Annotated in this window: 27 protein-coding genes; 26 read left to right on the top strand and 1 reads right to left on the bottom strand. The window is 30.4% G+C overall.

Going from position 1 to position 26,022, the window contains the following annotated elements; all coding sequences use genetic code 11:
* The 26 genes from B3M86_RS11465 (at position 1) to B3M86_RS11340 (ending at position 24,280) form a co-directional block, all read left to right on the top strand.
* A complete protein-coding gene (locus B3M86_RS11465; RefSeq protein ID WP_038332291.1) occupies positions 1–249 on the top strand; it encodes an acyl carrier protein in 249 nt (82 codons plus the stop codon).
* A gap of 5 nt (positions 250–254) precedes the next feature.
* A complete protein-coding gene (locus tag B3M86_RS11460; protein ID WP_291046920.1) occupies positions 255–1,124 on the top strand; it encodes a lipid A biosynthesis acyltransferase in 870 nt (289 codons plus the stop codon).
* A gap of 50 nt (positions 1,125–1,174) precedes the next feature.
* A complete protein-coding gene (locus B3M86_RS11455; RefSeq protein ID WP_291052746.1) occupies positions 1,175–2,086 on the top strand; it encodes a dialkylrecorsinol condensing enzyme DarA in 912 nt (303 codons plus the stop codon).
* Between the two features lies 1 nt (position 2,087).
* Positions 2,088–3,227: a beta-ketoacyl-ACP synthase III gene (locus tag B3M86_RS11450; protein WP_280049818.1), complete on the top strand. Its 1,140-nt coding sequence runs from the start codon at positions 2,088–2,090 to the stop codon at positions 3,225–3,227.
* A 3-nt stretch (positions 3,228–3,230) separates the two neighbouring features.
* Positions 3,231–3,671, top strand: coding sequence for a hypothetical protein (locus B3M86_RS11445; RefSeq protein WP_114999650.1), 441 nt, complete (start codon positions 3,231–3,233; stop codon positions 3,669–3,671).
* Between the two features lie 4 nt (positions 3,672–3,675).
* Complete coding sequence (locus B3M86_RS11440) at positions 3,676–4,131, top strand: ABC transporter permease (protein WP_291076794.1); 456 nt, start codon at positions 3,676–3,678, stop codon at positions 4,129–4,131.
* On the top strand, positions 4,128–4,532 hold the full coding sequence (locus tag B3M86_RS11435) for a hypothetical protein (protein ID WP_125350383.1): 405 nt from the start codon (positions 4,128–4,130) through the stop codon (positions 4,530–4,532). Before B3M86_RS11440 ends, B3M86_RS11435 begins: the two co-directional genes overlap by 4 nt.
* Complete coding sequence (locus B3M86_RS11430; RefSeq protein WP_291059088.1) at positions 4,516–5,517, top strand: BtrH N-terminal domain-containing protein; 1,002 nt, start codon at positions 4,516–4,518, stop codon at positions 5,515–5,517. The genes B3M86_RS11435 and B3M86_RS11430 overlap by 17 nt, the downstream gene beginning before the upstream one ends.
* A 6-nt stretch (positions 5,518–5,523) precedes the next feature.
* The gene (locus B3M86_RS11425) at positions 5,524–6,249 is read left to right on the top strand and encodes an ABC transporter ATP-binding protein (RefSeq protein WP_221854825.1); all 726 of its coding nucleotides are present in this window, start codon (positions 5,524–5,526) and stop codon (positions 6,247–6,249) included.
* Between the two features lies 1 nt (position 6,250).
* Positions 6,251–7,528 carry an ABC transporter permease gene (locus B3M86_RS11420; RefSeq protein ID WP_221854826.1) on the top strand — a complete coding sequence of 426 codons (1,278 nt, stop codon included), beginning with the start codon at positions 6,251–6,253 and terminating at the stop codon, positions 7,526–7,528.
* Positions 7,503–7,940 (top strand): acyl-CoA thioesterase, encoded by a 438-nt coding sequence (locus tag B3M86_RS11415; protein ID WP_221854827.1) that lies wholly within the window; start codon positions 7,503–7,505, stop codon positions 7,938–7,940. Before B3M86_RS11420 ends, B3M86_RS11415 begins: the two co-directional genes overlap by 26 nt.
* On the top strand, positions 7,913–9,061 hold the full coding sequence (locus tag B3M86_RS11410; protein ID WP_291046904.1) for a beta-ketoacyl-[acyl-carrier-protein] synthase family protein: 1,149 nt from the start codon (positions 7,913–7,915) through the stop codon (positions 9,059–9,061). The genes B3M86_RS11415 and B3M86_RS11410 overlap by 28 nt, the downstream gene beginning before the upstream one ends.
* A complete protein-coding gene (locus tag B3M86_RS11405) occupies positions 9,054–9,593 on the top strand; it encodes a 3-oxoacyl-ACP synthase (RefSeq protein ID WP_291076796.1) in 540 nt (179 codons plus the stop codon). The genes B3M86_RS11410 and B3M86_RS11405 overlap by 8 nt, the downstream gene beginning before the upstream one ends.
* Positions 9,594–9,623: 30 nt before the next feature.
* Positions 9,624–9,881, top strand: a complete 258-nt coding sequence (locus B3M86_RS11400) for a phosphopantetheine-binding protein (protein ID WP_019975316.1) — start codon at positions 9,624–9,626, stop codon at positions 9,879–9,881.
* On the top strand, positions 9,881–11,077 hold the full coding sequence (locus tag B3M86_RS11395; RefSeq protein ID WP_280051371.1) for a beta-ketoacyl-[acyl-carrier-protein] synthase family protein: 1,197 nt from the start codon (positions 9,881–9,883) through the stop codon (positions 11,075–11,077). The genes B3M86_RS11400 and B3M86_RS11395 overlap by 1 nt, the downstream gene beginning before the upstream one ends.
* Positions 11,074–12,063 (top strand): beta-ketoacyl synthase chain length factor, encoded by a 990-nt coding sequence (locus B3M86_RS11390; protein WP_286495636.1) that lies wholly within the window; start codon positions 11,074–11,076, stop codon positions 12,061–12,063. Before B3M86_RS11395 ends, B3M86_RS11390 begins: the two co-directional genes overlap by 4 nt.
* Before the next feature lie 158 nt (positions 12,064–12,221).
* Entirely contained in the window at positions 12,222–12,833 is a 612-nt protein-coding gene (locus tag B3M86_RS11385) for a polysaccharide deacetylase family protein (RefSeq protein WP_291059084.1), read from the top strand.
* Positions 12,823–13,449: a LolA family protein gene (locus B3M86_RS11380; protein ID WP_409410633.1), complete on the top strand. Its 627-nt coding sequence runs from the start codon at positions 12,823–12,825 to the stop codon at positions 13,447–13,449. The genes B3M86_RS11385 and B3M86_RS11380 overlap by 11 nt, the downstream gene beginning before the upstream one ends.
* Positions 13,427–14,050, top strand: a complete 624-nt coding sequence (locus tag B3M86_RS11375) for a hypothetical protein (RefSeq protein WP_125350373.1) — start codon at positions 13,427–13,429, stop codon at positions 14,048–14,050. Before B3M86_RS11380 ends, B3M86_RS11375 begins: the two co-directional genes overlap by 23 nt.
* A gap of 56 nt (positions 14,051–14,106) precedes the next feature.
* Positions 14,107–14,478, top strand: a complete 372-nt coding sequence (locus B3M86_RS11370; RefSeq protein ID WP_125350372.1) for a 3-hydroxyacyl-ACP dehydratase — start codon at positions 14,107–14,109, stop codon at positions 14,476–14,478.
* A complete protein-coding gene (locus B3M86_RS11365; RefSeq protein WP_291065373.1) occupies positions 14,478–14,960 on the top strand; it encodes a hypothetical protein in 483 nt (160 codons plus the stop codon). The genes B3M86_RS11370 and B3M86_RS11365 overlap by 1 nt, the downstream gene beginning before the upstream one ends.
* 3 nt (positions 14,961–14,963) lie before the next feature.
* The gene (locus B3M86_RS11360) at positions 14,964–16,148 is read left to right on the top strand and encodes a DUF2062 domain-containing protein (RefSeq protein ID WP_291065371.1); all 1,185 of its coding nucleotides are present in this window, start codon (positions 14,964–14,966) and stop codon (positions 16,146–16,148) included.
* Positions 16,141–19,800, top strand: a complete 3,660-nt coding sequence (locus tag B3M86_RS11355) for an MMPL family transporter (protein ID WP_291076798.1) — start codon at positions 16,141–16,143, stop codon at positions 19,798–19,800. The genes B3M86_RS11360 and B3M86_RS11355 overlap by 8 nt, the downstream gene beginning before the upstream one ends.
* The gene (locus B3M86_RS11350) at positions 19,775–21,346 is read left to right on the top strand and encodes a phytoene desaturase family protein (protein WP_291076799.1); all 1,572 of its coding nucleotides are present in this window, start codon (positions 19,775–19,777) and stop codon (positions 21,344–21,346) included. Before B3M86_RS11355 ends, B3M86_RS11350 begins: the two co-directional genes overlap by 26 nt.
* Positions 21,333–22,994 carry a C45 family autoproteolytic acyltransferase/hydolase gene (locus tag B3M86_RS11345; protein WP_286495628.1) on the top strand — a complete coding sequence of 554 codons (1,662 nt, stop codon included), beginning with the start codon at positions 21,333–21,335 and terminating at the stop codon, positions 22,992–22,994. Before B3M86_RS11350 ends, B3M86_RS11345 begins: the two co-directional genes overlap by 14 nt.
* Entirely contained in the window at positions 22,973–24,280 is a 1,308-nt protein-coding gene (locus tag B3M86_RS11340; protein WP_219034299.1) for a phenylacetate--CoA ligase family protein, read from the top strand. The genes B3M86_RS11345 and B3M86_RS11340 overlap by 22 nt, the downstream gene beginning before the upstream one ends.
* Positions 24,281–24,331: 51 nt before the next feature.
* Here the strand turns inward: B3M86_RS11340 and B3M86_RS11335 are convergent, their stop codons facing one another.
* Positions 24,332–25,894, bottom strand: coding sequence for a M20/M25/M40 family metallo-hydrolase (locus B3M86_RS11335; RefSeq protein ID WP_125350368.1), 1,563 nt, complete (start codon positions 25,892–25,894; stop codon positions 24,332–24,334).
* Positions 25,895–26,022: the final 128 nt, after the last annotated feature.

The raw sequence follows: 26,022 nt of genomic DNA, 5'->3' as shown, positions 1-26,022 counted from the left end.
ATGGTGAAAAGTAAAATCGCTGAAAAATTAAATGCTATCTTAATTGATGAATTTGAAGTTGATCCTTCTGTGATTTCAGAGGAAAAAAATATTAAAGAATCTTTAGATTTAGATAGTTTGGACTATGTTGATTTAGTGGTAATCATTGAATCTAATTTCGGTGTGAAATTAATTAAAGAAGATTTTCAAAATATGATAACTTTTGAAGATTTCTATGCAATTGTAGAACAAAAGTTAGAGAATAAATAACAGATATGAAACAATGGGATGGTCGTTCTAAAGGAACGGTCCTGGGATACAAAATATTTGTCAACGTTATGAAAAAGCTCGGAATTAAGGCTGCTTACTCAGTCTTAATTTTTGTAGCTTTTTATTATTTTATAACGGCTTATAGCAGTAACAAATCTATTTACGAATACTTTCGTTATCGATTAAATTTTTCGGTTTTCAAATCAATTTTAAGTGTTTACAAAAGTTACTATACTTTTGGACAAGCCTTGATTGATAAAACAGCGATTAATGCAGGTTTACGTAACAAATATTCGTACGAATTTGATGGAATAGAATTATTAAGAAATCTATTGAATCAAAAACAAGGCGGAATCTTAATAAGTGCACATGTTGGTAATTTCGAAGTTGCTGAACATTTTTTTGCAGATATTGACTTTGATTGTCAAATTAATTTGGTTACAACAGATTTAGAACGAAATGTTATCAAAGAATATTTAGAAAGTATTTCGAAGAAACCTTCGGTAAAGTTTATCTTGATTCAAGAAGATTTATCTCATATTTTCGAAATAAATAATGCGCTTAGTCGAAACGAATTAATTTGTTTTACAGGAGATCGTTATTTCGAGGGAAATAAAACGATGTCTGAAGTGCTCCTTGGAAAACAAGCTAATTTTCCTGCAGGACCATTTTCTATTGCTTCTCGCTTGAAAGTGCCCGTTGCTTTTGTGTATGTAATGAAGGAAAAAAATCTACACTATCACTTATATGCGCGTCAAGCAAATTTCAAACATCGTGATGCAAATGCACTTTTGAAAGAGTTTTGCGTCAATCTAGAAACCATTGTAAAAAAATATCCTTATCAATGGTTTAATTATTTCGATTTTTGGATGTAAATTAGCCCACAATATGAATTTTCAAACCACTAAAAAACCTAAACTTTTACATGAAATGCAACGTATTAGTTGTTTATTACTCTCAGTCAGGACAGTTAAATGAGATTGTCGATCAAACAACATATGATTTAGTTCAAAATCAAGATATTAATTTAACGAAATACAAGATAGAAATGGAAGAGGAATTTCCTTTTCCGTGGGATTTTTATTCTTTTTTCAATGCTTTTCCAGATAGTTTTCTTCAAAAAGAAAAGAAGATTAAACCAATTCCGACTGAAATCTTGAATCAGAAATATGATTTAATTTTATTGTATTATCAAGTTTGGTTTTTATCACCATCTATTCAAATAAATTCTTTTTTAAAGGATAAACAAGTACAGCAAATTTTAGAAAATTCTAAAATAATTACAATTAGTGGTTCGCGAAATATGTGGTTTTTGGCACAAGAAAAAATCAAAACCATATTAAAAGAACGACAGTCTAAATTAGTCGGAAACATCGCATTGGTCGATCATACACCAAATTTAGTAAGTGCAATGACAATTGTAAATTGGATGTTTTCGGGCGTTAAAAAACGAATGTTCAATTTGTTGCCTTTGCCAGGAATTAGTGAAAAAACTATTCAAGAAAGTAGAAGATTTGGTAAAATTATTCTAAATTCAATCCAAAATAATAATTACTCTAATCTACAAGAAAACTTAATTGAATCTGGAGCCGTTGAGGTAAAACCTTTTTTAGTTTCTGTTGATACAAAAGGGAATCGAATGTTTAAAGTTTGGTCTAAAATTATTGATTCTAAACAAGGTAAACAGCGAGAAAAGTATTTGAAATTCTTTTATTATTATTTAATTTTAGCTATTTGGATAATATCTCCACTAGTAAATTTGTTATATATTATATTTTATCCGTTCAACTATTTTAAATATAAAAAACAGGTAAAATATTTTCAAGGAATAGAATAATATGCAAAATGTATATATAACGAAAACGTCGAAGTTTTTGCCAAATCAACCAATTTCTAACGAAGAAATGGAAGATTTTTTAGGAAAAATTAATCAAATTCCTTCAAAAGCTCGAAGAATCGTTTTAAGAAATAATGGAATCAAAACGCGTTATTACGCTCTCGATAAAACTGGAAATGTCACACATTCTAATGCCGAATTGACGAGTAATGCAATTACAAATTTATTTGATACACAGTTCACAAAAAATGAGGTAGAAGTGTTGTCTTGTGGGACTTCAACGCCAGATTTGTTGTTGCCTTCTCATGCCGCGATGGTACACGGTTTATTGCAAAATAGTGTTTCGGTAGAGTTAAATTCTTCTTCGGGAGTTTGTAATTCGGGGATGAATGCGCTGAAATTTGGTTATCTTTCGGTAAAGTCAGGTAATTCTAAAAATGCAGTTTGTTCAGGTTCTGAGCGAGTTTCGACATGGATGAAAGCAGAAAAATTTGAGCATGAAGTTGAGAATTTAAAAGAATTAGAAGAGCAACCAATTATAGCATTCAAAAAAGATTTTTTACGTTGGATGTTATCAGATGGGGCCGCAGCTTTTTTATTGCAAAATCAACCAAACGAAGATTCGATTTCGCTTAAAATAGAGTGGATGGAATCTTATTCTTACGCACACGAATTGGAAACATGTATGTATGCCGGAGGTGATAAATTACCGAATGGAGAAATGAAATCTTGGAGCGATTTTTCTTCGGAAGAATGGTTAAAAGAATCCGTTTTTTCTTTGAAACAAGATGTCAAAGTTCTGAATGATAATATTTTGATAAAAGGCGTAGAAAGCATGAAAGCTGCAATGGATAAACATCAATTATCTTCAAATGAAATTGATTATTTATTACCGCATGTCTCGTCAAATTATTTTGTTCAAGGTTTATATGACGAATTTTGTAAGAGAGATATTTATATTCCGTTAGAGAAATGGTTTATGAATTTAAGCAAAGTTGGAAATGTGGGTTCAGCGTCTGTTTTTTTGATGCTTGACGAACTATTTCAAGACGGAAATCTTAAAAAAGGAGATCGTATTATGCTTTGTGTACCAGAAAGTGGGCGTTTTTCGTATTCGTACGTCTATTTAACAGTCGTTTAAAAAATGAATAAAATACAATTACCCAATCATACAATAGGATTTATCAAACAATTGATTCCACAGCGTGAACCAATTATTATGGTAGATGCTATTTTTGAATATGAAGAGGAAAAAGTTGTTGGAGGCTTAACGGTCAAAAACGATTCGATTTTTGTCGAAAATAATCAATTGAAAGAATCTGGAATATTAGAACACATGGCACAAACAGTTGCTTTGTATACAGGTTATCAATTTTACATTCGAGATGAATCGGTTCCAACAGGATATATTGGCTCGATGAAATCAATAGAGATTAATCGTTTGCCAAAAGTGAATGAGAATTTAACAACAACAGCAACTATTTTGCACGAAGTAATGGGAGTGACTTTGGTTTCGATTGAAACAAAGATAGAAGGAGAAGTAATTGCAAAAGGAGAGATGAAAACAGTGATTGCAGAAACATAATTTTATGAAAGTAAATCAGGAAATTGATATTCAACAATTTCTTCCACATCGTGAACCAATGCTTTTTGTAGACAAGATTTCTTGGATTGAGAAAACCTATGTTGAAGCTTTATTTTCGATAAAATCGAATCAATTATTTATTCAGAACGAATATTTTGCAGAAGTTGGTTTATTGGAAAATATGGCGCAAGTTTGTTCGACAATTATTGGACAAAATTATTTTATCAATTTTTCTGATGTACATAAAGGTGATGTAATAGGTTTTATTAGTTCGATTAAACAAGCTGAAATTATGCAATTGCCAAAAGTTAATCAAACCATTATAACAAAAGCAACGTTGTTAGAAGTTTTTGATTACGATGAATTTACAATTAGTTTGATGCAAGCAAAAGTTATATTGAATGACGAAATAATTGCGACAGCTACAATGAATTTAATGCTTCAAAACCATAAAAAATGAAACAATCTGAAGTACCACAAGATAAAGGACATCTCAAGAATTTCAACGAAGTTTATTACGCAATTGATGAACAGGGAGAATTTTCCCAAACATTGAGTGCGGGTTGGGAAGCGAAGAATATTGTTCAGTCCGAAACCTTAAAAATTTTGGAGGAACGTATAGAGGAAGCAAGACAAAAAGTAATTGATGGAAAAGCAAGTCCAATTTTATATTTCATGGAATTGAAACGTATGGATTGGGAAATTTTGTCTAATTATGTCGAAATTTGGAAGATTTTTGTCAAAAGACATGCGAAACCAACTGTTTTCTCAAAATTAAAAGAATCAACACTAAAAAAATATGCCGAAGCTTTTGAAATTTCGGTTGATGAATTAAAAAACTTTGATGGAAACCATAACTGATTTTAAACATTTTCAATCAGCACATTGCGAAAATGGAGTAGCATCTAATTTATTAAAAAATAAAGGAATTGAGATTTCAGAACCAATGATTTTTGGAATTGGCTCAGGACTTTTTTTTGTGTTTTTACCTTTTCTAAAAGTCAATCACGCACCTGCAATTAGTTATCGTCCGATGCCAGGAATGATTTTTAATCGTGCAGCAAAAAATCTTGGTATAAAGGTTAAACGTCATAAATTTCGCTCTACAAAATCTGCCCAAACATTCTTAGATGAACAGCTTTTGGCCAATCGACCTTGCGGCTTACAGGTTGGTGTGTATAATTTAACTTATTTTCCAGAAGAATATAAATTTCATTTTAACGGACATAATTTAGTTGTTTTCGGTAAGCAAGATCAAACGTATTTAATCAGTGATCCTGTGATGCAAGAAACGACAAAGTTGACTGAAAATGAGTTAGAAAAAGTGCGTTTTTCGAAAGGTGTTTTAGCACCAAAAGGACATTTATATTATCCTGAATTTATTCCAGAAAATATAGATTTTGAGAAAGCAATCAAAAAAGGAATTAAGAAAATGTGTCGTGAAATGTTAGCACCAGTTCCGATTGTTGGTGTTCGAGGAATCAGAATGGTTGCGAAACGAATTAAAAAAATGCCAAAGAAAATTGGGAATGCAAAAACGAATTATTTTTTGGCACAAATGATTCGAATGCAAGAAGAGATTGGGACAGGAGGTGGAGGTTTTCGTTATATTTATGCTGCTTTTTTACAAGAAGCTTCACAAAAATTGAATCAACCAAATCTGAATGATTTTGCCTTAGAAATTTCTGCAATTGGGGATAAATGGCGAGATTTAGCTCTAAATGCATCAAGAGTTTATAAAAAACGAAACAATGCACAAGATATTTACGATGTGATTTCGGATCAATTATTGGAATTAGCAGATTTGGAAGAATCGTTTTTTAAACGTTTAAGAAAAGCAATTTAGTCACAGATGATTGAAATTGAAAAATTATATAAAAAATATAAAAATTCTGATGTTTTTGCGCTAGAAGATTTTTCTTTGACGATAAAACAGAACGAAATTCACGGTTTACTTGGTCCAAATGGAGCAGGGAAAACAACCTTGATGTCGATACTTTCTGGATTGATTAAACCAACTTCTGGTAATGTTGTGATTCAAAATTTAAATCAAAAAACAGATTTAAAAAAGATTCAAAAAATCATTGGAATTGTTCCGCAAGAATATGCGTTGTATCCAACGTTGACAGCGAGAGAAAATTTAGAATTTTTTGGAAAAATTTATAAAGTTCCTTCAAAAGAATTACACGAAAAGATTCAGCTTTTGACTGAAAAAGTAGGAATGAGTAAGTTTTTAGATAAAAAAATTGATTCTTTTTCGGGAGGAATGAAACGTCGCATTAATTTATTGGCAGGAATTCTTCATCAGCCAGAAATTCTTTTTTTAGATGAGCCAACTGTTGGCGTTGATATACAATCAAAAATTGCATTATTAGACTATTTACAAGAGCTTCATCAACAAGGAATGTCGATTGTTTATACATCTCATCATATGGCAGAAGCCGAAGATTTTTGTACGCAAGTCACGATTATGAATCAAGGAAAATCAATTGTTACAGCTGAACCGAAAGAATTAATCAAGCAAGTGAATGTATATAATTTGGAGGAAGCTTTTGTTAATTTAACTAAATTATCGTGATATGTTGAGCCAACTTTTAGCATGTATAAAGAAAGAAATTTTATTACTTATTCGTGATATTGGCGGATTGGTGATTCTTTTTATTATGCCTTTGATTTTGGTTATTACGGTGACTAAAATTCAGAAAAGTACCTATGATTCTTTTGCTGAAGCAAGTATTCCTGTTCTATTTATTGATCATGATCAAGGTAGTATTTCTGCGATTGTAAAAAAACATATTTCACATTCAGGAAATTTAAAAATTGTAACTGAATTAAATGGGAAAAAATTAACGGAAGATGAACTGAAAACTGAAGTTTTTAAAGGAAAATACCAAGTTGGAATTGTAATTCCAGCGAAATTATCAAAGGATTTGAATTATAAAATCAATCAAAATGTTGAGAAAATTCTGAACGAATTTGCTTTTGATAGCACGCAAGTTAAATATAATCAACAAGTCAATCCAAAAACGATTAAATTATACTTTGATCCTGCAACTTCATTGGCTTTCAAAGAAAATGTGTCGAATGTTTTGGATAAATTAATTACAGATACTGAGAATAAAAGTATTTACAAAGCATTTCAACAAGAGATGGGATCAAATGATTTAGGATTTCAAAATGAGAAGTTTATTCATTTTCAAGAGATTGTTCCTGAAGATTCTAAATCAGTTTTGAAACCAAATGTTACACAACATAATGTGCCTGCATGGACATTATTTGCGATATTTTTTATTGTTGTTCCGCTTTCTATCAACATTGTAAAAGAAAAAAGTTTAGGCACACATATTCGACTATTAACAAGTCCAATGCCTTATTCTGTTCAAATTATCGGAAAAACCATCACGTATTTAATCATAAGTTTATTGCAATTTACAATGATTTTATGTGTCGCTAAATTAGTCTTTCCATTGATTGATTTACCAGGTTTCAAAACGGATGGCATATTATTTTCTATTTACGGATTAACTATATTTGCTTCTTTGGCAGCAATTGGATTAGGACTTTTAATAGGTACAATTGCGAAAACCCAAGAACAATCTGCACCTTTTGGAGCGACTTTAGTCGTTATTTTAGCTGCAATTGGTGGTGTTTGGATTCCAGTTTTTGCGATGTCAGATTTTATGCAACATTTTGCGAAAATATCACCGATGAATTGGGCACTCGATGGCTATTATAGTTTAATTCTGCGAAATCAATCTTTTCTTCAGATTGTTCCGAATATTATTTTGTTAACTTTGTTCTATATTATTACCTTGTTTGCCGCTATATATTATGATAAGTTCAGAAGAGAAGATTAAAACATTAGTACATAATTCCAATTTCGCAGTACGATTCAATGAAACCGATCCGTTGGGAATCGTGTGGCATGGGAATTATATTACGTATTTTGAAGATGGAAGGGAAGCTTTTGGACGTCATTTTGGGATTAGTTATTTGGATATTCAAAAAAGCGGATTTGTAACACCAATCATTAAGTCGGTTTGTGAACATAAATTTCCATTGAAATATGGCGATAAATGTAGAGTAGAAACAACTTTTGAAGATACTTTGGCTGCTAAAATGATATACAGATTCAAGATTTTCAATCAAGATGAAAAATTGGTTTGTATTGGAGAAACGACTCAAGTTTTTTTAGACAACGAAGGAGATTTAATGTTAACATTGCCACCATTTTTTGAAGAATGGAAGAAAAAAGTAGGATTGTTGTAATGGAAAAAGTTTACATTAATCGTGCAAATATTTTAACGCCTTTCGGAAATTCAATTGAAACAAATTGGAATGAATTGTTGAAAGGAAATTCGGCTGTTTCTAAAATTGATTCATTTGGTCATTTAAAGAATTTTTATGCTGGGAAAATTGAGGATGATATTTTCTTAAATTTAAAAAATGAACTAAAAGATAATCAACATTATACACGATTAGAAATAATTGGTATTTCAGCTCTTCAATCTATTATTGAAAAATCAAAAATTTCACAACGAACTGCTTTTGTACTTTCAACTACAAAAGGAAATATTGATCAACTTTCTGATTCTTTAGAAAAAGTTTCAATTCCAAATTTTGCAAAGAAAATTGCAGATTATTTTGGATTTAAAACTGAACCAATTATCATTTCAAATGCTTGTGTTTCTGGAGTTTTAGCAGTTAATGTTGCAAAACGTTTCATTGAAATTGATGAGTTTGATGATGCATATGTTTTGGCTTTGGATGAGTTGACAGATTTTGTTTTGACAGGTTTCAATTCTTTTCAAGCAATGGATTTTGAATTATGTAAACCATTTGACAAAGATAGAAAAGGTGTTAATTTAGGCGAAGCTGCGGCTTGTGTTTATCTTTCAAAAAGTCAAGAAGAAAATAGTTTTCAGATTTTGGGTGAATCTTCAATTAACGATGCAAATCATATTTCTGGACCATCTCGAACGGGTGAAGGTTTGGTCTTGAGTATAGAAGTCGCGATGAAAGAAGCCAATATTTCATCAAATGAAATTGATTATATTTCGGCACATGGAACGGCGACATTGTATAACGATGAAATGGAAGCAATTGCTTTTAATCGTTTACAAATGGATAAAACTCCGACAAATAGTTTAAAAGCTTTTTATGGACATACATTGGGCGCTTCTGGATTGTTGGAATTAATTATTGCGATGAAGCAAGCTGAAGAAAATTTAGTTTTGAAAAGTCATAATTTTAGTGAAATAGGAACTTCAGTTCCATTAAATATTTTGAATGAAAATCTTCAAAAAGAAGTCAATATTATCTTGAAAACTTCATCTGGTTTTGGAGGAAGTAATGCTGTAATTATTCTAAAAAAAGTTCAGAATGACTAAAGTTGAGATTAAAAACGAACAAGTTTGGTTGTATGATGAACTTCATTTTGAAGATTCTTCAGGAGATTTTGGTATATTTTCGAAAAATTTCTTCAAATCTTTCGAAATTGATTATCCAAAATTTTATAAAATGGATTATCAAAGTAAATTAGCTTTTTTAGCTGCCGAAATTTTGTTGAAAGATGAGAATACTTTAAATGAAAATCAAGATATTGCATTGGTTTTTGCAAATCGAAATTCGAGTTTAGAATCAGATTTGAAACATCAACAAAGTATTCAATCTACTGATGAAATTTTTCCAAGTCCTGCTGTTTTTGTTTATACATTAGCAAATATTTGTTTAGGTGAAGTAAGTATTCGTCATGGATTGAAGACAGAAAATGCTTTTTTTATTTCGAAAAATTTTAATGAAGAACAATTAAAAAAATATGCGAATTATTTAATTCGAAAAAACAAAGCAAAGAAAGTTGTTTTGGCTTGGGTAGATTATTTACAAGGTGATTACGAAGCGAAAATGTACTTAATGGATTAAAAACAATATTAGTTTACAATAAAAAATACTATGGAAAATTTAATTAACGACTTAAAAGTAAAAATTATCGAAATTTTAAACCTTGAAGATGTATCAGTAGAGGATATCAAAAATGATGATCCTTTATTTGGTGACGGTTTGGGATTAGATTCAATCGATGCTTTGGAGTTGATTGTTTTATTGGATAAAGAATATGGAATCAAAATTACTGATCCAAAAGAAGGAAAAACAATCTTTCAATCGGTAGAAGTAATGGCAGATTATATTGAAAAAAATAGAACAAAATAATGCATAAAAAAGTTGGAATAACAGGAATGGGAATTATTTCGGCAATTGGTAAGAATGTCGAAGAGAATTTCGATTCATTAATTCATCAAAAGCATGGTTTATCATGCCTTGAAAATTTTGATTCTATTCATAAAAATGAAATTTTTGTAGGTGAAATTAAATTATCGAATGATGAATTAGCAACTTTTTTAAACTTATCTTCAGAGAATAATTTCTCTCGAACAGCGATGTTAGGACTAATAGCTGTGAAAGAAGCTCTGAAAAATGCAGGAATCGAAAACGTAAATGAAGTCAGAACAGGACTGATTTCTTCGACAAGTGTGGGAGGAATGGATATGACGGAAAATTATTTTTTGGATTATGAAAACCTGCCCGAGAAACAAAAGTATATTTCGAGTCACGATGCGGGCGCTTCTTCCAATCAAATTGCAAATGAAATTGGTTTGAAAGGCTTTGTTTCTACAATTAGTACGGCTTGTTCTTCGGCTGCGAATGCGATTATGTATGGAGCGCGCTTGATTAATTCAGGAAAATTAGATAGAGTGATTGTTGGCGGAACGGATGCTTTGTCAAAATTTACCATTAATGGATTCAAAAGTTTGATGATTTTGAGTGATGAGTTTAATCAACCATTTGATGAAAATCGAAAAGGTCTAAATCTTGGTGAAGCAGCAGCTTATTTAGTTTTAGAATCAGAAGAATCAGTTCAAAAGTCAAATAAAAAAGTTCTTGGTTATTTAGTTGGTGCTGGAAATGCTAATGATGCATTTCATCAAACAGCTTCGTCTGAAAATGGAGAAGGAGCGTATTTGGCGATGAAAAAAGCGTTCGAAACTTCTATTATTCAGCCTTCAGAAATCGATTATATTAATGTTCATGGAACTGCAACAAACAATAATGATATAACAGAAGGTCGAGCTTTGAAGAGAATTTTCCGAGAAAATGTCCCTAATTTTAGTTCTACAAAACCATTTACAGGTCATACGTTGGCTGCTGCAGCGAGTGTAGAAGCGGTATTCAGTTTGTTGAGTATTCAACATAATCTTGTTTATCCAAATCTTAATTTTCAATCTCCGATTGAAGAGTTGAATATCTTTCCGACCACAAAATTGGAAAAGAAAGATATTGAATATGTGTTATCAAATTCGTTTGGTTTTGGAGGAAATTGTTCAACTTTAATTTTTTCTAAATCATGAAAGAAGTATTTGTAAACGGATTAGGCTTTGTAAATGTGCGATTTATAGATATAATAACTGATGATTTTCTTCCTTTAGAAGCTTCTATTACTAAGGCAAAATCGCCTTCGTTAAAAGATATTATTTCTCCTGCGATGAGTCGTAGAATGGCTTCTGGTGTAAAAATGGGAATTTATTCTTCTCTAAAAGCATTGAATGAGGCAGGAATTAAACAACCAGAAGCAATAATTACTGGAACTGCTTTGGGTTGTTTGGTTGATTCTGAGAAGTTTTTGACAAATATTATTCAAAACAAAGAAGAGTTTTTGACGCCAACAGCTTTTATTCAATCTACGCACAATACAGTTGGTTCTCAAATTGCTTTGCATCTTGGTTGTAATGCGTATAATTTCACGTATACAAATGGTTTTAATTCGTTTGAAAATGCACTTCTAGATGGTTTTTTACAAGTTGAAAATCAAGAAGTAAATAACGTTTTGGTTGGTGGAATTGATGAAATTGGAGAAAGAACATATCAGTTGTTACAATTAATTGGTGAGATTGAATCAGAAGAAAATCAAGGAATTAAATATAGTGAAGGTGCTCATTTTTGTGTTTTATCTAATAAAAGAAATGAAAATTCTTATACAAAAGTTTTAGATGTTTCTATTTTAAATCAATTTGAAGATTTATATTCCGAAATTTTAAAATTCATTCAATTGAATCATATTGATTTAACCGATATTGATTCGATTATTTCTGGTGAAAATTTATTGAATATTAATGATTTAAATCAACTTGAGTTATTTGGATACAAAGATTTTATTGGAGAATTTGGAACTTCCTCTGCTTTCGGATTTGTGTTAGGTTGTGAATTATTGAAAAATCAAACTTTACCAAACCAATTCAAAAAGAATGACGTAAAAGCTGAAAGTTATAAAAACGTACTTTTAGTGAATGGTCATAAAGGTAAAGATTTGAGTTTAGTATTGCTTCAATCGATATGAAATTCAGAGTAGTCACAATCCTTTTTGTAGTTATACTAATTTGTTTATCAATTGGTTGTTTTACAAAAGGTTTGTCTTTTTTTTATTTGTTTATACCTTTTATTATTTGGTTGTTATTGACAATTTTTGGAGCTTTTGAAATTCGATTTAACTATTTTTTGAAAGCTTATCATCGAGGAAATAATCATTCAGAGAAAATAATTTCTCTTACTTTTGATGATGGACCGACGGAATTTACACTAAGAATTTTAACCATTTTAGAAAAAAATAGTGCAAAAGCAACTTTTTTTTGCATTGGTAGACAAATCGAAAATTATCCTGAAATTCTTGAAATAACTCATCAATCAGGACATTTGATAGGGAATCATACATTTCATCACTCTTCTAAAAATGGTTTTTATTCAACAGAAAAAATCATTGATGAAATCGTTTCTACCAATCAACTTATTGGAGAAAAAATAAACGTTACGACGAAAATTTTTAGACCACCTTTTGGTGTCACAAATCCACATATAGCAAAGGCTTTAAATAAAACACAACATAATGTAATTGGTTGGGATATTCGTTCTTTGGATACAGTTATCAATGATGAAAAAAAATTATTGAACCGAATTACTGGTCGAATAAAGCCTGGTTCTATTATTTTGATGCACGATACTTCAGACAAAACTGCGAATGTTTTAGAGCAATTATTCGTATTTTTACAAAAGGAAAATTATAAAGTAGTTCCATTAAATGAACTCTTGAAAATTGATGTATATGAAAACTAAAATCTTCATTTTATTAGCTTTTTTTCACTTGACAATTTTTGCGCAAGAAAGTAAAATGAGTAATGCTGAAATTGAGAATTTCAAAAAAGATATTATAGCTGATTCTAAGAAAATACAAACGTTGACGGCTGATTTTACACAATATAAAGTGATGAGTTTCTTGGATAAACCAATTGTTTCGAAAGGAAAATTGTACTTGCAAAATCCTAAAGCGATGCGTTGGAATTATACACAACCAATTGATTATAATGTGATTTTTAACAATGGAAAAATTTACATTAATGATGAAGGGAAAAAATCGAGTGTAGATTTACAAGGAAATAAAAAATTTGAAAAATTAAATCAATTAATTGTCGGAAGTGTAAGTGGAAATTTGTTTGATACAAACGATTTTATCATAACTTTTGCGAAAACTGATAAATCTCGAATTGCAAAATTACAACCAAAAATAAAGGATGTAAAAAAGTACATCAAAGAAATTCAGTTGACGTTTTATTCAGGTCAATCAACGGTTACAGAAGTCAAATTAATTGAACCTTCGGATGATTACACGAAAATTTTATTTACCAACAAATCTTTAAATAAAACAATAAATGCGTCTGTTTTTAATCCTTAGTTTTTTCATTTTAACCTCTTGTGGAACGACTTACAAAATTGCTGATATACAAGAACAACAAAAGGATGAAAGGGAGTTTTTGAACCCATATTTTAGTTCAACTGATAAAGAGTATAGTTATCGTTTCAAGATTACGTTCATGAAAAAGGAAATGAAAGGTAATTTTGTTGTGAAAAAATTGGGTTACAACTCGCATCGTGTGGTAATGACGTCTGATTTTGGGAATACGTTATTCGATTTGTCAGTTACAGACCACGATTATACATTGAATTATGTAATGCCAGATTTGAAAAAAAAAGTGGTTGTAAAAACTCTTGCAGAAGATTTACAAGCTATTTTTAAGAATGATTTTCAAGTTGATGAGCATATAAAAACGACAGATCAAACGATTTTAAAATCAAAAGAAGTGAGTTTAATTTTTGCTAAGAATGAATCAAATTATTTTAAAGAATTGGTTCATTTAAAGAAGAATAAAATAAAAACGATTAATCAATTTTCAGGAGATCAAACAGATTTTCCTGATCAGATTTTAATCAAACATAATCACTTCAATTTAAGTATCACACTTACAAAAGTAAATATACAATTAGAGGAAGAGTAAACTAACGTACAAATCATCTTTTTTTAGATTATATTTGTAACTCAAAACTATTACAAATGCTTATTCCTAATCTATATATCATTAAAAATACTGAGAAAATTGATGAAAATAATTTTAAAGTTCAAATTGAATTAAATCCAAATCATCAAGTTTTCGAAGGTCATTTTCCAAATAACCCAATTACACCTGGTGTTTGCATGATGCAGATAATAAAGGAGATAACAGAAGGTTTTGTTTCGAAAGATTTGTTTTTGTCTAAAGTTTCGAATGTGAAATTTATGGCGACAATAAATCCGTTTATTAATCCTATTTTGGATTTGAGTTTGAATGTTGTTTGTGAAAATAATGAAGTGAAAGTGAAAAATTCTTCATTTTTTGAAACGACAAATGCGTTAAAATTTAGTGCAATTTATAAAGTTTTAGATTAATGAAAACTCTATTATCTATTTTTTTATCGGTTTCATTTTTCTTTGGATTAACCTTATCCGAATTGAGAACAGATTTTGAAAACGCTTCAAAATCATCGAATAATGTATCTATTTTGTATAATAAATTAGATAATTATTCAGGTGATAATCAAACAATTATTGCATATAAAGGTGCGTCTAAAATTCTGAAAGCAAGGTATATAAAAGATAAGGAAACGAAGAAACAATATTTTACAGATGGAGCAACTTTGATCAATAATTCGATAAAAAAAGACTCTAAAGATGTTGAAAATCGTTTAATTCGATTGATTATTCAAGAGAATATTCCAAAGTTTATCAAATACAATCAAAATATACAAGAAGATAAAACATTTATTGTCGAAAATTTTAGTTCTGCACCAAAAGAAGTAAAAACTTTGGTGAAATCGTACGCCAAAAAATACAATACTTTTACAGCGCAACAGCTGAAAAAACTAAATTAATCAATGGATTTTTCGATTATTCGACATAAAATAGACGAACAAAAAGTTTGTGTACTTATTCCGACTTACAACAATCATAAAACATTGAAGCGTGTGATTGACGGAGTTTTAGATTACACGAATCAAATTATAGTTATAAATGATGGATCGACGGATTCTACTTCTGAAATTTTAAAAGATTATCAGAATCAGTTTATTGTAATTGAACTTCCAGAGAACAAAGGAAAAGGAAATGCACTTCGTATTGGTTTTAAAACTGCGCGAGAAAAAGGCTACCATTATGCATTGACAATCGATTCTGACGGTCAACATTTTCCATATGATATTCCAAATTTTATTACAGAATTAGATCAAAAAAATAAGCCTGTTTTAATTATTGGAAGTCGTCAAATGGAGCAAGATGGAATTCCGAAGAAAAGTAGTTTTGGAAATAAGTTTTCTAACTTTTGGTTTTGGTTCGAGACTGGAATTAAGCTGAATGATACACAATCTGGTTATCGTTTGTATCCGTTGAAATTTATTCCGAAAAAGTTTTGGACAAATAAATTCGAATTCGAAATTGAGATTATTGTACGAACAGCTTGGAAAGGAGTTGAGGTGACCAATATTCCGATTGATATTTTGTACGATCCAAACGAACGAGTTTCACATTTTCGTCCATTTCAAGATTTTACGAGAATTAGTATTTTGAATACTTTTCTGGTTTTTTTGACGATTTTTTACATCAAACCACGAAATTTTTTCTTCAGTTTCAAAAAAAAAAATATACGAACATTCATTAAAGAAGATATTCTAGGGAGTAATGATAGCAATAAAGTAAAAGCGCTTTCAATTGCTTTGGGAATTTTTCTTGGAATTGCACCATTTTGGGGCTTTCAAACTTTTTTATCCATTTTTTTAGCGTCGATGTTTCGTCTTAATAAAGTGATTAGTTTCTTTTGTTCCAACATTAGTATTCCGCCAATGATTCCGATAATTATTTATCTTTCTTTGTTGACTGGGGGATTTATTTTGCAAGACAATTTTCAATTGGATTTGAGTTTGGTTTCTTTTGAAATTATCAAAAAAAATCTGCTTCGTTATATTGTCGGAAGTTTAGTTTTAGCTACTTTTTGTAGTATTGTTAGTGGAATTGTAAGTTATTTTTTATTAATTTATTTCAGTCAAAAGACAATTAAGAATGCATAAATTTTTCTACAACATATTTTTACAAATCAAGGCAAATAAATGGTTGAGTGTATTATTTTTTATTCTCTTTTTACTTGGTTGTGTTTTTTTTTCAAATCGACTAAAATTTGAAGAAGATATTACGCGAATCATTCCGAAAGATGAGAAAAATGATGCAATGGCAAAGGTTATTGCTCAATTAAAATTTACGGATAAAGTTGCGGTGATTATCGAAAAAGATAAAGCTGGAACGTTGGATGATATGACGGCGCAAGCAACAGATTTTTTAGATAGTGTTCAGCCGTTAAGTAATTATTATAATGATATTCAAGGTCAATATGATTTAGATAATTTTGCTTCGACTTTTGATTTCGTTCATCAAAATTTGCCACTTTTTTTAGAGAAAGAAGATTATAAAAAGTTAGAACAAAAACTCTTAAAAGATTCGATTGCTTCTATTGTTGAAAGTAATTACAAAAGTTTGATTACACCGACTGGAATTGTTTCAAAAGAATTTATGTTGAAAGATCCGCTTGGGTTGACTTTTGTTGCATTAAATCGTTTAAAAGAAAAGAATTTGACGGATGATTTCGAAGTTTACAATGGATTTATTGTGACGAAAGATCATTCGAAATTATTTCTTTTTATCAATCCTAAATTTTCAGGAAGTGAAACAGAACATAATACTGAATTTGTTAATCGTTTAGAAGAAATTCAACAGCATTTAAATCCAGAATATAGCGGAAAATCAACATTGAGTTATTTCGGTTCAAGCTTTATTGCAGTTGCGAATGCAAAACAAATTAAACAAGATATTATAACAACCGTTTTGATTTCGATGATTACATTAATGATCATTTTAATTGTATTCTATCGAAAAATTTACATTCCGATAATTATTTTTATTCCTTCCGTTTTTGGTTTTTTCTTCGCTTTGGCACTTTTGTATTTTATTCAAGGTACAATTTCTGCAATTTCATTGAGTATTGGAGCAGTTTTATTAGGAATAACAATTGATTATTCGCTGCATATCATGACGCATTATAAGCACAATAGCGATTCTAAAACATTGTTTAGAGAGATTACGAAACCGTTAATCATGAGCTGTACGACAACAGCGATTGCATTTTTGTGTTTACTTTTTGTGAAATCAGATGTGTTGAAAGATTTAGGAATTTTTGCTGGAATAACAGTTATTGTTTCTGGTATTTTTTCTTTATTGATTATTCCACATTTATATCATCCAAAACAAGATGCGATTGAAAATAATTCTTCAATAATAGAGAAGTTAGCGTTCTTTTCATTTCATAATAACAAGATATTGATTGGTGCTTGTGTTCTTTTGATTATTGTGAGTTGTTTTACGTTTAATAATGTCAATTTTGATAAAGATTTATCCAAATTGAATTACGTTCCAACCGATCAAAAAATAGCGGAACAAAAGTTAGAAACATCGTCTAATTCTATCTCAAAATCGTTGTATGTTGTCAATTATGGAAACAATGTAGAAGACGTATTAAATGAAAATATTGCGTTAACAAATAAGTTACAAAAAGCAGAAAATAGAGATGAGATTTTAAGTTATAATTCTATTCAATCGTTGATTTTACCAATTTCTGTTCAACAAGAAAAAATATATGATTGGAAAAATTTTTGGAATTCAGATAAAGTGAATTTTGTAAAGAATGAATTTATCAAGGATGGAAAAAAATATGGTTTCAAAAAAGAAATTTATAATCAATTTTTCTCAATTTTTGATAAAGCATATCAACCTTTAAATTTAGAAGATTATAGAGCATTTAATCCGTCGCTTTTTGAAGAATTTGTTTCGCAAAAAAAAGGTTTTTATACGATTTCTACTTTAGTAAAATTAAAGGAAGAAAGCCGAGAAAACTTCATCAAACAATATCATAATAAAGAAACAATTGTAATTGATCGCAAACAGTTAAACGAAAATTTTTTAGGAAATTTAGTGACAGATTTTAATAATCTTGTCAATTACTCATTTATTGCTGTTTTATTAATATTGTGGTATTTCTTTCGACGTATAGAATTGGTTATTATCAGTGCGATTCCTATTGCGTTATCGGGCTTGGTTACTGCTGGATTGATGGGACTTTTTGATATTAAATTCAATATTTTTAGCAGTATTGTTTGTACATTGGTTTTTGGTCATGGTGTTGATTTTAGTATTTTTATGACGAGTGCTTTACAAAAAGAATATACGACCGGAAAAGATGAAATGCCTACTTATCGCACTTCGATTTTGTTAGCAGTTATCACGACAATTTTAGCAATTGGAGCACTTATTTTTGCTAAACATCCAGCGTTGAAATCAATCGCATCAGTTTCTTTAGTTGGAGTTGTGGCGGCACTAGTGATTACATTTATTTTCTACCCAATTTTATTTCGATTTTTCATCTCAAATCGTCCTAAAAAAGGTAAATCTCCAATGACGTTGTGGTTGGCAATTCAAAGTGGGATTTTCTTCATTTATTTTGGATTATTTGGTACAATAACGTCTTTAATTCTTCGATTTTTGATGCTTATTTTACCAATCACGAAAGAAAAAAAATATGGACTTTTTGGTTGGGGAATGTCAACTTTTATGAAATCTGTGTTGATGTTAAAACCAACGGTTGTCAAGAAAATTATTAATCCAAATCAAGAAGATTTTAAGAAACAGTCAATCATAATCGCGAATCACACTTCGTTTTTGGATACGTTGGCGATTGGAATGTGTACGCCTAAAATTGTGTTCTTAGTGAACGATTGGGTTTACAAATCGCCAATTTTTGGTCGTGCCGTGAAAATGGCTGGTTTTTATCCTGTTTCAAATGGTGTTGAAAATAATATTGAAGAGATTAAAACTCGAATTGGGAATGAGTTTTCGTTAATGATTTTCCCTGAAGGAACGCGTTCTCGAACGAATAATATAAATCGTTTTCACAAAGGTGCATTTTATTTGGCGGAGAAATTACAACTTGATATTTTACCAATTTATATTCATGGGAATTCTGAAATTATTCCAAAAGGAGAATTTTTAATTTTTGATGGACATATTTATTCAATAATAGGTAAAAGAATTGCTTGGAATGATGAAAATTGTGGTTTGAATTATTCGGAGCGAACGAAAAAAATCAGTAAAGAATTTAAAGCTAATTTTCAAGAAATTCGAAATCAATATGAAGATGAAAATTATTGGAAACAGAAATTATTTTTAAGTTTTTTATACAAAGAATCTGAAATTATTCAAGCTGTAAAAAAGGATTTTAAATTAAATAAATCTGTTTATCATCAATTAAATAATGCATTTACAAAAGATGAAAGAATTGTACATTTTTCGAATGATTTTGGACAAATTGATTTTTTATTGTTGATGCAACAATTCAACCGAAAAATAATAACGTTTGTAAAAGAGGAAGAAAAGCGAGAGGTTGCTGGAACAAATTATATTATAAAAATCCGTTCGTTAGAATATCGTCCTAACTTTGACGTTATAGATGAATATATGACGCTTTTAATTTCAACTGATATTGAAAATATTTATCAAGAAACAATAAATCAATTTGAGAAAATTGTTGTTTTAAAGAATAGAAATATTGACGAATCACTTTTTACAAGTTTTGCCCAACAAACCGAAACAAATGAATACACAATTTACACAAAATAATTCTGAATCTCATTACGATGTAGTCGTTATTGGTAGTGGTTTGGGAGGACTTGTTTCTGCGCTTATTTTGGCAAAAGAAGGAAAGAAAGTTGTTGTATTAGAAAAGAACAATCAGTTTGGAGGGAATTTGCAAACTTTTGTTCGAAATAAAACAATTTTTGATACTGGTGTTCACTATGTTGGAGGTTTGGATAAAGGAGAAAATTTGTATAACTATTTCAGTTATTTGAATATATCCGACAAATTGAAATTGCGCAAGTTGAATAAAAATGGTTTTGATATGATTTCGTTTGATGATGATTCTCAGGAATATCCAATTGCGCAAACGTATCAGAATTTTGTTGATCAATTAGCTGTTTTTTTTCCTGAAGAGAGAGAAAATTTAATCAAATACAGCAAAAAATTAGAGGAAATTTGTTCTGCTTTTCCTATGTATAATTTGAATATCGGAACTTTTGCTGATGAAGAAGATTTTTTGTCGATTAATGCGAAAGAATACATCGATTCGGTTTTCACAAATAAGCGTTTGAAAGCGGTTTTAGTAGGAAATAATTTTCTTTATGTAGGACAAGCAGAGAAAACGCCTTTGTACATACACGCGCTTTCAGTTAACTCTTATATACATTCGGCTTGGAGATGTGTAAATGGAGGAAGCCAAATCGCGAAACTTTTGATCAAAGAACTGAAGAAATATGGAGGTGAAATTTATAAATACCAAGAAATAAAATCATTTGTACAAAACGAGAATGAAGAAGTAATTGGTTGTGAAACAACAAAAGGAAAACGTTTCTTTGGTAATTTATTCATTTCGAATATTGACATTAAAAAAACAATAGATATGTTAGGCGAGCGTAAGTTTGGTAAACCATTTTCTCGACGCGTCAAAAGCTTGGAAGTAACGCCTTCTGCATTTACTATTTATATTGTTTTTAAGCCAAAAAGTTTTTCCTATATCAATCATAATATTTATCATTTTAACTCGATAAATGATGTGTGGGACAGCTACGAAAAAACTACAAATGATTGGCCAAATACATACATTGCAACATTTAGTATGGATCAAAAAGATGAAGAGTATTCGGAAAGTATGACGGTTATGACGTATATGATGTTTGATGAAGTACAAAAATGGGAAGAATCGTATAATGTTGATATTAATGATAATTACGGAAATAGAGGAGAAGAATATGAAGAATTTAAACGTCAGAAAACGGAATTAATCATTCGTAAATTAGAGAAAAAATTTCCTGATATTAGAGAAAAAATTTCTTCAATTCATACTTCTACGCCTTTATCTTATCGCGATTTTATAGGTTCTGAAAAAGGAAATATGTATGGATATTTGAAAGATAGTAATCATCCGATGAAAACATTTATTTCACCAAGATCAAAAGTAAAAAATGTGTTTTTTACTGGTCAAAATGTCCGTGTTCATGGAGTTTTGGGTGTAACGGTTGGTGCATTTGTAACATGTTGCGAAATCCTTGGTGCTGACTATTTAATGAATAAAGTTCATCGTGAAATAAAACTAAATGCGAATGAATAAAACTATTTACTTTTTTACGTTTATTTTTTTTACGTTTATATCTTGTGGCATTAGAAAAAGTTTAGAAAATCGTCCTGATTTGTCTACTTTTCAATCAAAACAATATAGTAGAAATGAGATCAATGACTCACTTTTTTATATTGAAAATAATTTTTTTAAGAAAAATAAAACACAAAATTGGGAACTTTTTGTTTCGGGAGATCCGTTAGAAATTGGTCAAAAAACAGGTGTTTTAACGAAAGAATTATATGCTTTTCAAGAGCAATCTTTCATGAATTTGATAACTGATTTTATTCCTTCTGAAAAGCGCAGAAAATTTCTTTTCAAAGTACTCAAATATTATAATCGAGATTTACATAAATATGTCAACAACGAATATAAAGCACAAATTTATGGACTTTCTGAGTCTGCAAATAGCCACTATGATTCGTTAATAGACAAATATAATCGTAACCTTTTTTTACATGGGGCGCACGATATAGGACATGCTATGCATGATTTGATGTTGGTTGGTTGTTCATCTTTGGCTGTTTTGGATAATAAATCTGAAGATGGAGGTTTGTTGATTGGTCGCAATTTTGACTTTTATGCAAATGATGATTTTGCGAAGAATAAAATAGTTTCGTTTGTCAAGCCAAATTCTGGTTATCCATATATGTCGGTGACTTGGTGTGGAATGATTGGTGTTTCGTCTGGAATGAATCTGGAAGGGCTTACAGTAACGATAAATGCGGGAAAATCTTCTATTCCACTTAAAGCAAAAACGCCTATTTCTCTCGTTGCTTTAGAAATTTTACAATATGCCTCAACGATTGATCAAGCAATTGAAATAGCAAAGACTAAAAAGGTTTTCGTTTCTGAGAGTATCATGATTGGTAGTTCAAAAGATCATCGTGTGGTGTTGATAGAAATTTCTCCTAAAAAGTTTGGTGTTTATGAAGTTCAAAATCAACCTTATTTAGCTTGTACTAACCATTTTCAGAGTGATGTTTATTTGGATGATAAGCGAAATAATATTCAAAAAGAGGAAAGTCATTCGGTTTATCGTTTTGAAAAAATTGAAGAACATCTTTCGAATGAAAATAAGCTAAATCCCACTAAAATGGTTGAATTATTGCGTGATACAAATGGTTTGAAAAACACTAAATTAGGTTACGGAAATGAAAAGGCTTTGAATCAACTATTGGCGCATCACGCAGTTGTTTTTCAACCAGATAAACGATTGGTTTGGGTTTCGTCAAATCCATATCAATTAGGTGAGTTTACAGCTTATGATTTGAATAAAATTTTTAATGATTCTATTTCAAATTATATGTTAAATGTAGATAGTTTGAGAATAGAAAAAGACAAGTTTGTCTTATCTGCTGATTATTCTAATTATGAAAAATATCGTGAACAAACGCACCAAATAAGTAAGTTGATAAAAGAAAATAAGAAAATTGATGAAACTTTTTTAACAAGTTACATTCAAAATAATCCTGATTTTTGGTTGGTTTATGACAAAGTTGGTGATTATTATTTTCAGCAGAAAGATTATCAACAAGCGAGTTTTTATTATAAATTAGCATTGACAAAGGAGGTGACTACAGTTCCTGACCGAAATAAAATTCAGAAAAAATTATCCAAATGTTCTCGAAAAACGCGTTAACATCCTTAGAACTTCAATCTTTAGAAGAGATTAAAGAATTTCAAAATCAGAAACTTCAAGAACAGATAAAGTATCTTGCGACGCATTCCAAATTTTATCAAGATTTATTCAAAAAATATCAAATTGATTGGAAATCTATTCAAACAACGGAAGATTTAAAATTAATTCCTGTTACAACGAAGAATGATTTGCAACAATATAATTTTGATTTTTTATGTGTTCCATTAACTGAAATTATTGATTACTCAACAACTTCTGGAACTTTAGGTGATCCTGTAACATTTGGTTTGACGGATAAAGATTTAGATCGTCTGGCAGCAAATGAAATGAATTCTTTTCAACGAATTGGGGTTCAAAAAGGTGATGTTGTACAATTGATGACAACGATTGATCGTCGTTTTATGGCTGGTTTGGCGTATTTTCTTGGTTTGAGAAAAATAGGCGCGGGCGTTATTCGTGTTGGTGCTGGAGTTCCGCAATTGCAATGGGATTCTATTTTAAAATATCAACCCAAATTTTTGGTTGCTGTTCCATCTTTTTTATTGAAAATGTTAGATTATGCAGAGAAAAATAACATCGATTATCAAAATTCATCCGTAAAATCGGTTTTGTGTATTGGAGAGTCGTTGCGTGATAAAGATTTGAATTCGTCTTTGTTGGCGCAAAAAATAAATTCGAAATGGGATATTCAACTTTTTTCGACTTATGCTTCAACCGAGATGGGAACAGCGTTTACAGAATGTAATGAATCGGTTGGAGGACATCATCAGCCAGATTTGATTATCACAGAAATTTTAGACGAGAATAATGAAGTTGTACAAGATGGTGAATTAGGTGAATTGACAATTACAACATTAGGAATAGAAGGAATGCCTTTATTGCGTTTTAAAACAGGTGATTTAGTACGCAAACATTCCGATAAATGTATATGCGGGAGTAATTCGTATCGATTAGGACCAGTTGAAGGTAGAAAGCAACATATGATAAAGTACAAAGGAACAACCTTGTATCCGCCAGCTTTACATGATATTTTGAATCATTTTGATGAAATCAAATTACATTTAATCGAAATTTATTCGAACGAATTTGGAACAGATGAAATTTTAATTCGATTAGTTTCAACAGACGAAACCGATGATTTTTTAGCAAAAATAAAAGATTATTTCAGAGCAAAATTACGCGTAACGCCTTCTATAAAATTTGAAACTTTTGAAGAATTACAATCAATTGTTTTCAAGCCAGAAAGTAGAAAACCAATTACGTTTGTTGATTATAGAGAAAGTTAAATATATGAAATAAAAAGTCCACTGAAAGTGGACTTTTTATTTGAAAATATCTTATTTTAAATAAGTATCAGAATTTCTTGCCGGGCTTTTAACCTCTGGCCATTCTTGCTGTTTTCCGTCTCTACCATTAGGTAAAATACGACGCTCACGACTTACTAAATCTTTTTCTTGATCTGCCATCATCGTTAAAGTAGCACTCAAAATTGCATTCGTTTGTACTTCTTCAAAAACGATTTTATCATACGTATCTTTGTTTGTGTGCCAAGTATACGTACCGTAACCCCAATTTAATGAACTAAGTCCGAAAGCTGGCGCTCCTGCAGCGATAAAAGATGCATGATCCGATCCTCCACCACTTGGCATTCCAGGGAAATCTGTCTTGATTTCTTTCGTAATAAAATTAGGAACAGCTTGTAACCAGCGCGTCATGTATTCATATGATTTTTCAAAACCAGATCCATTGATGTTTACTACACGTCCTGTTCCATTATCTTGGTTAAATACAGCTTGAGTGTTTTTAATAATTTCTGGATGATCTTCTACAAAAGCACGAGAACCATTCAATCCTTGTTCTTCACTTCCCCATAAACAAATCAAAATTGTACGTTTGTTATTTGGGTATAATTTTTTGATTGTACGAATTGTTTCCATCATTGTGATAGTTCCAGTTCCGTTATCTGTTGCTCCTTGCGCTCCATCCCAAGAATCGAAGTGAGCAGAAAGAATAATGTACTCGTTTGGTTTTTCTTTTCCTTTAATTTCTCCAATAATATTGAATGTTTTCGCAACTCCATTGTGTTTAGATTGTGCATTAACAGTCAATTTTGGAGCAGTTCCATTTTCAGCTAAACGATATAACATTCCGTAATCTTCATTCGAAATATCTAACATTGGGATAGTTTTCGTTTTTGCACCAAAAATTCTATTTGCTCCCATAATTCCTGTCCAATAAGAAATTGCAACCGCTGCAGCTCCATTTTTCTCAAAAACTTCTGGAAGTGTATTGTTGTTGTAACCTGTCACTTTTATAGAATTTGCCCAAGCTTCGGCTTCAGCTTTTCTTGTTTCAGTAACTTTTTTATACAAATCCTCTAAACCAAAATCTTTGTATTGATAATCAGAACGTCCATATGATTGGTTTTGTGACATCAAAACAACTTTTCCTTTTACAGAAGGTAACCATGCGTCAAATTCAGCTTTTGTTTTGAAAACAGGCATTGCGATAGCATCTGCATTCACAGCTTTTTTAGTTGCTGGTGACCATGCTAATTGAGTAGCTTCGATAGATTTTGCTCTTGGATACGTCATATCAACATGCGTTATTCCGCGCTCCCATGCTTTCCATGTTCCATAATCTTCACGGCGGGCATCAATTCCCCAAGATTTCAACGTTTTAATTGCCCATTCTCCTGCTTGATCCATTTGTGGAGTTCCTACTAAACGAGGTCCGATTCCGTCTAATAATTCGTGCGAAATTTTCTTCAACTGCGAATTATTTTGAATTTCGGTTACAAAACTTTGTACAGTTGGGTCTAATTTTTCTTGTGCTTGCGCATGTACCGCAATAGACGATAATACAATTGTAGAGTAGGTTAATGTGTTAATCAATTTCATAATTAAAGTAATTTCGTGTGATAAATTTTACAAATTAGGTCTAAAATAGAATATTTTGTGAAATAAAAAAAGACATCTGTAGATGTCTTTTGTGTAATTATGTTTTTTTGAAAATATAGTATTGTTTT

Origin of the sequence: Empedobacter sp. UBA6305 (assembly GCF_002440405.1) — a bacterium.
Taxonomy (GTDB): domain Bacteria; phylum Bacteroidota; class Bacteroidia; order Flavobacteriales; family Weeksellaceae; genus Empedobacter; species Empedobacter falsenii_B.
The sequence above is the reverse complement of the archived record's forward strand: the minus strand, read 5'-3'. Positions and strand labels throughout refer to the sequence as shown.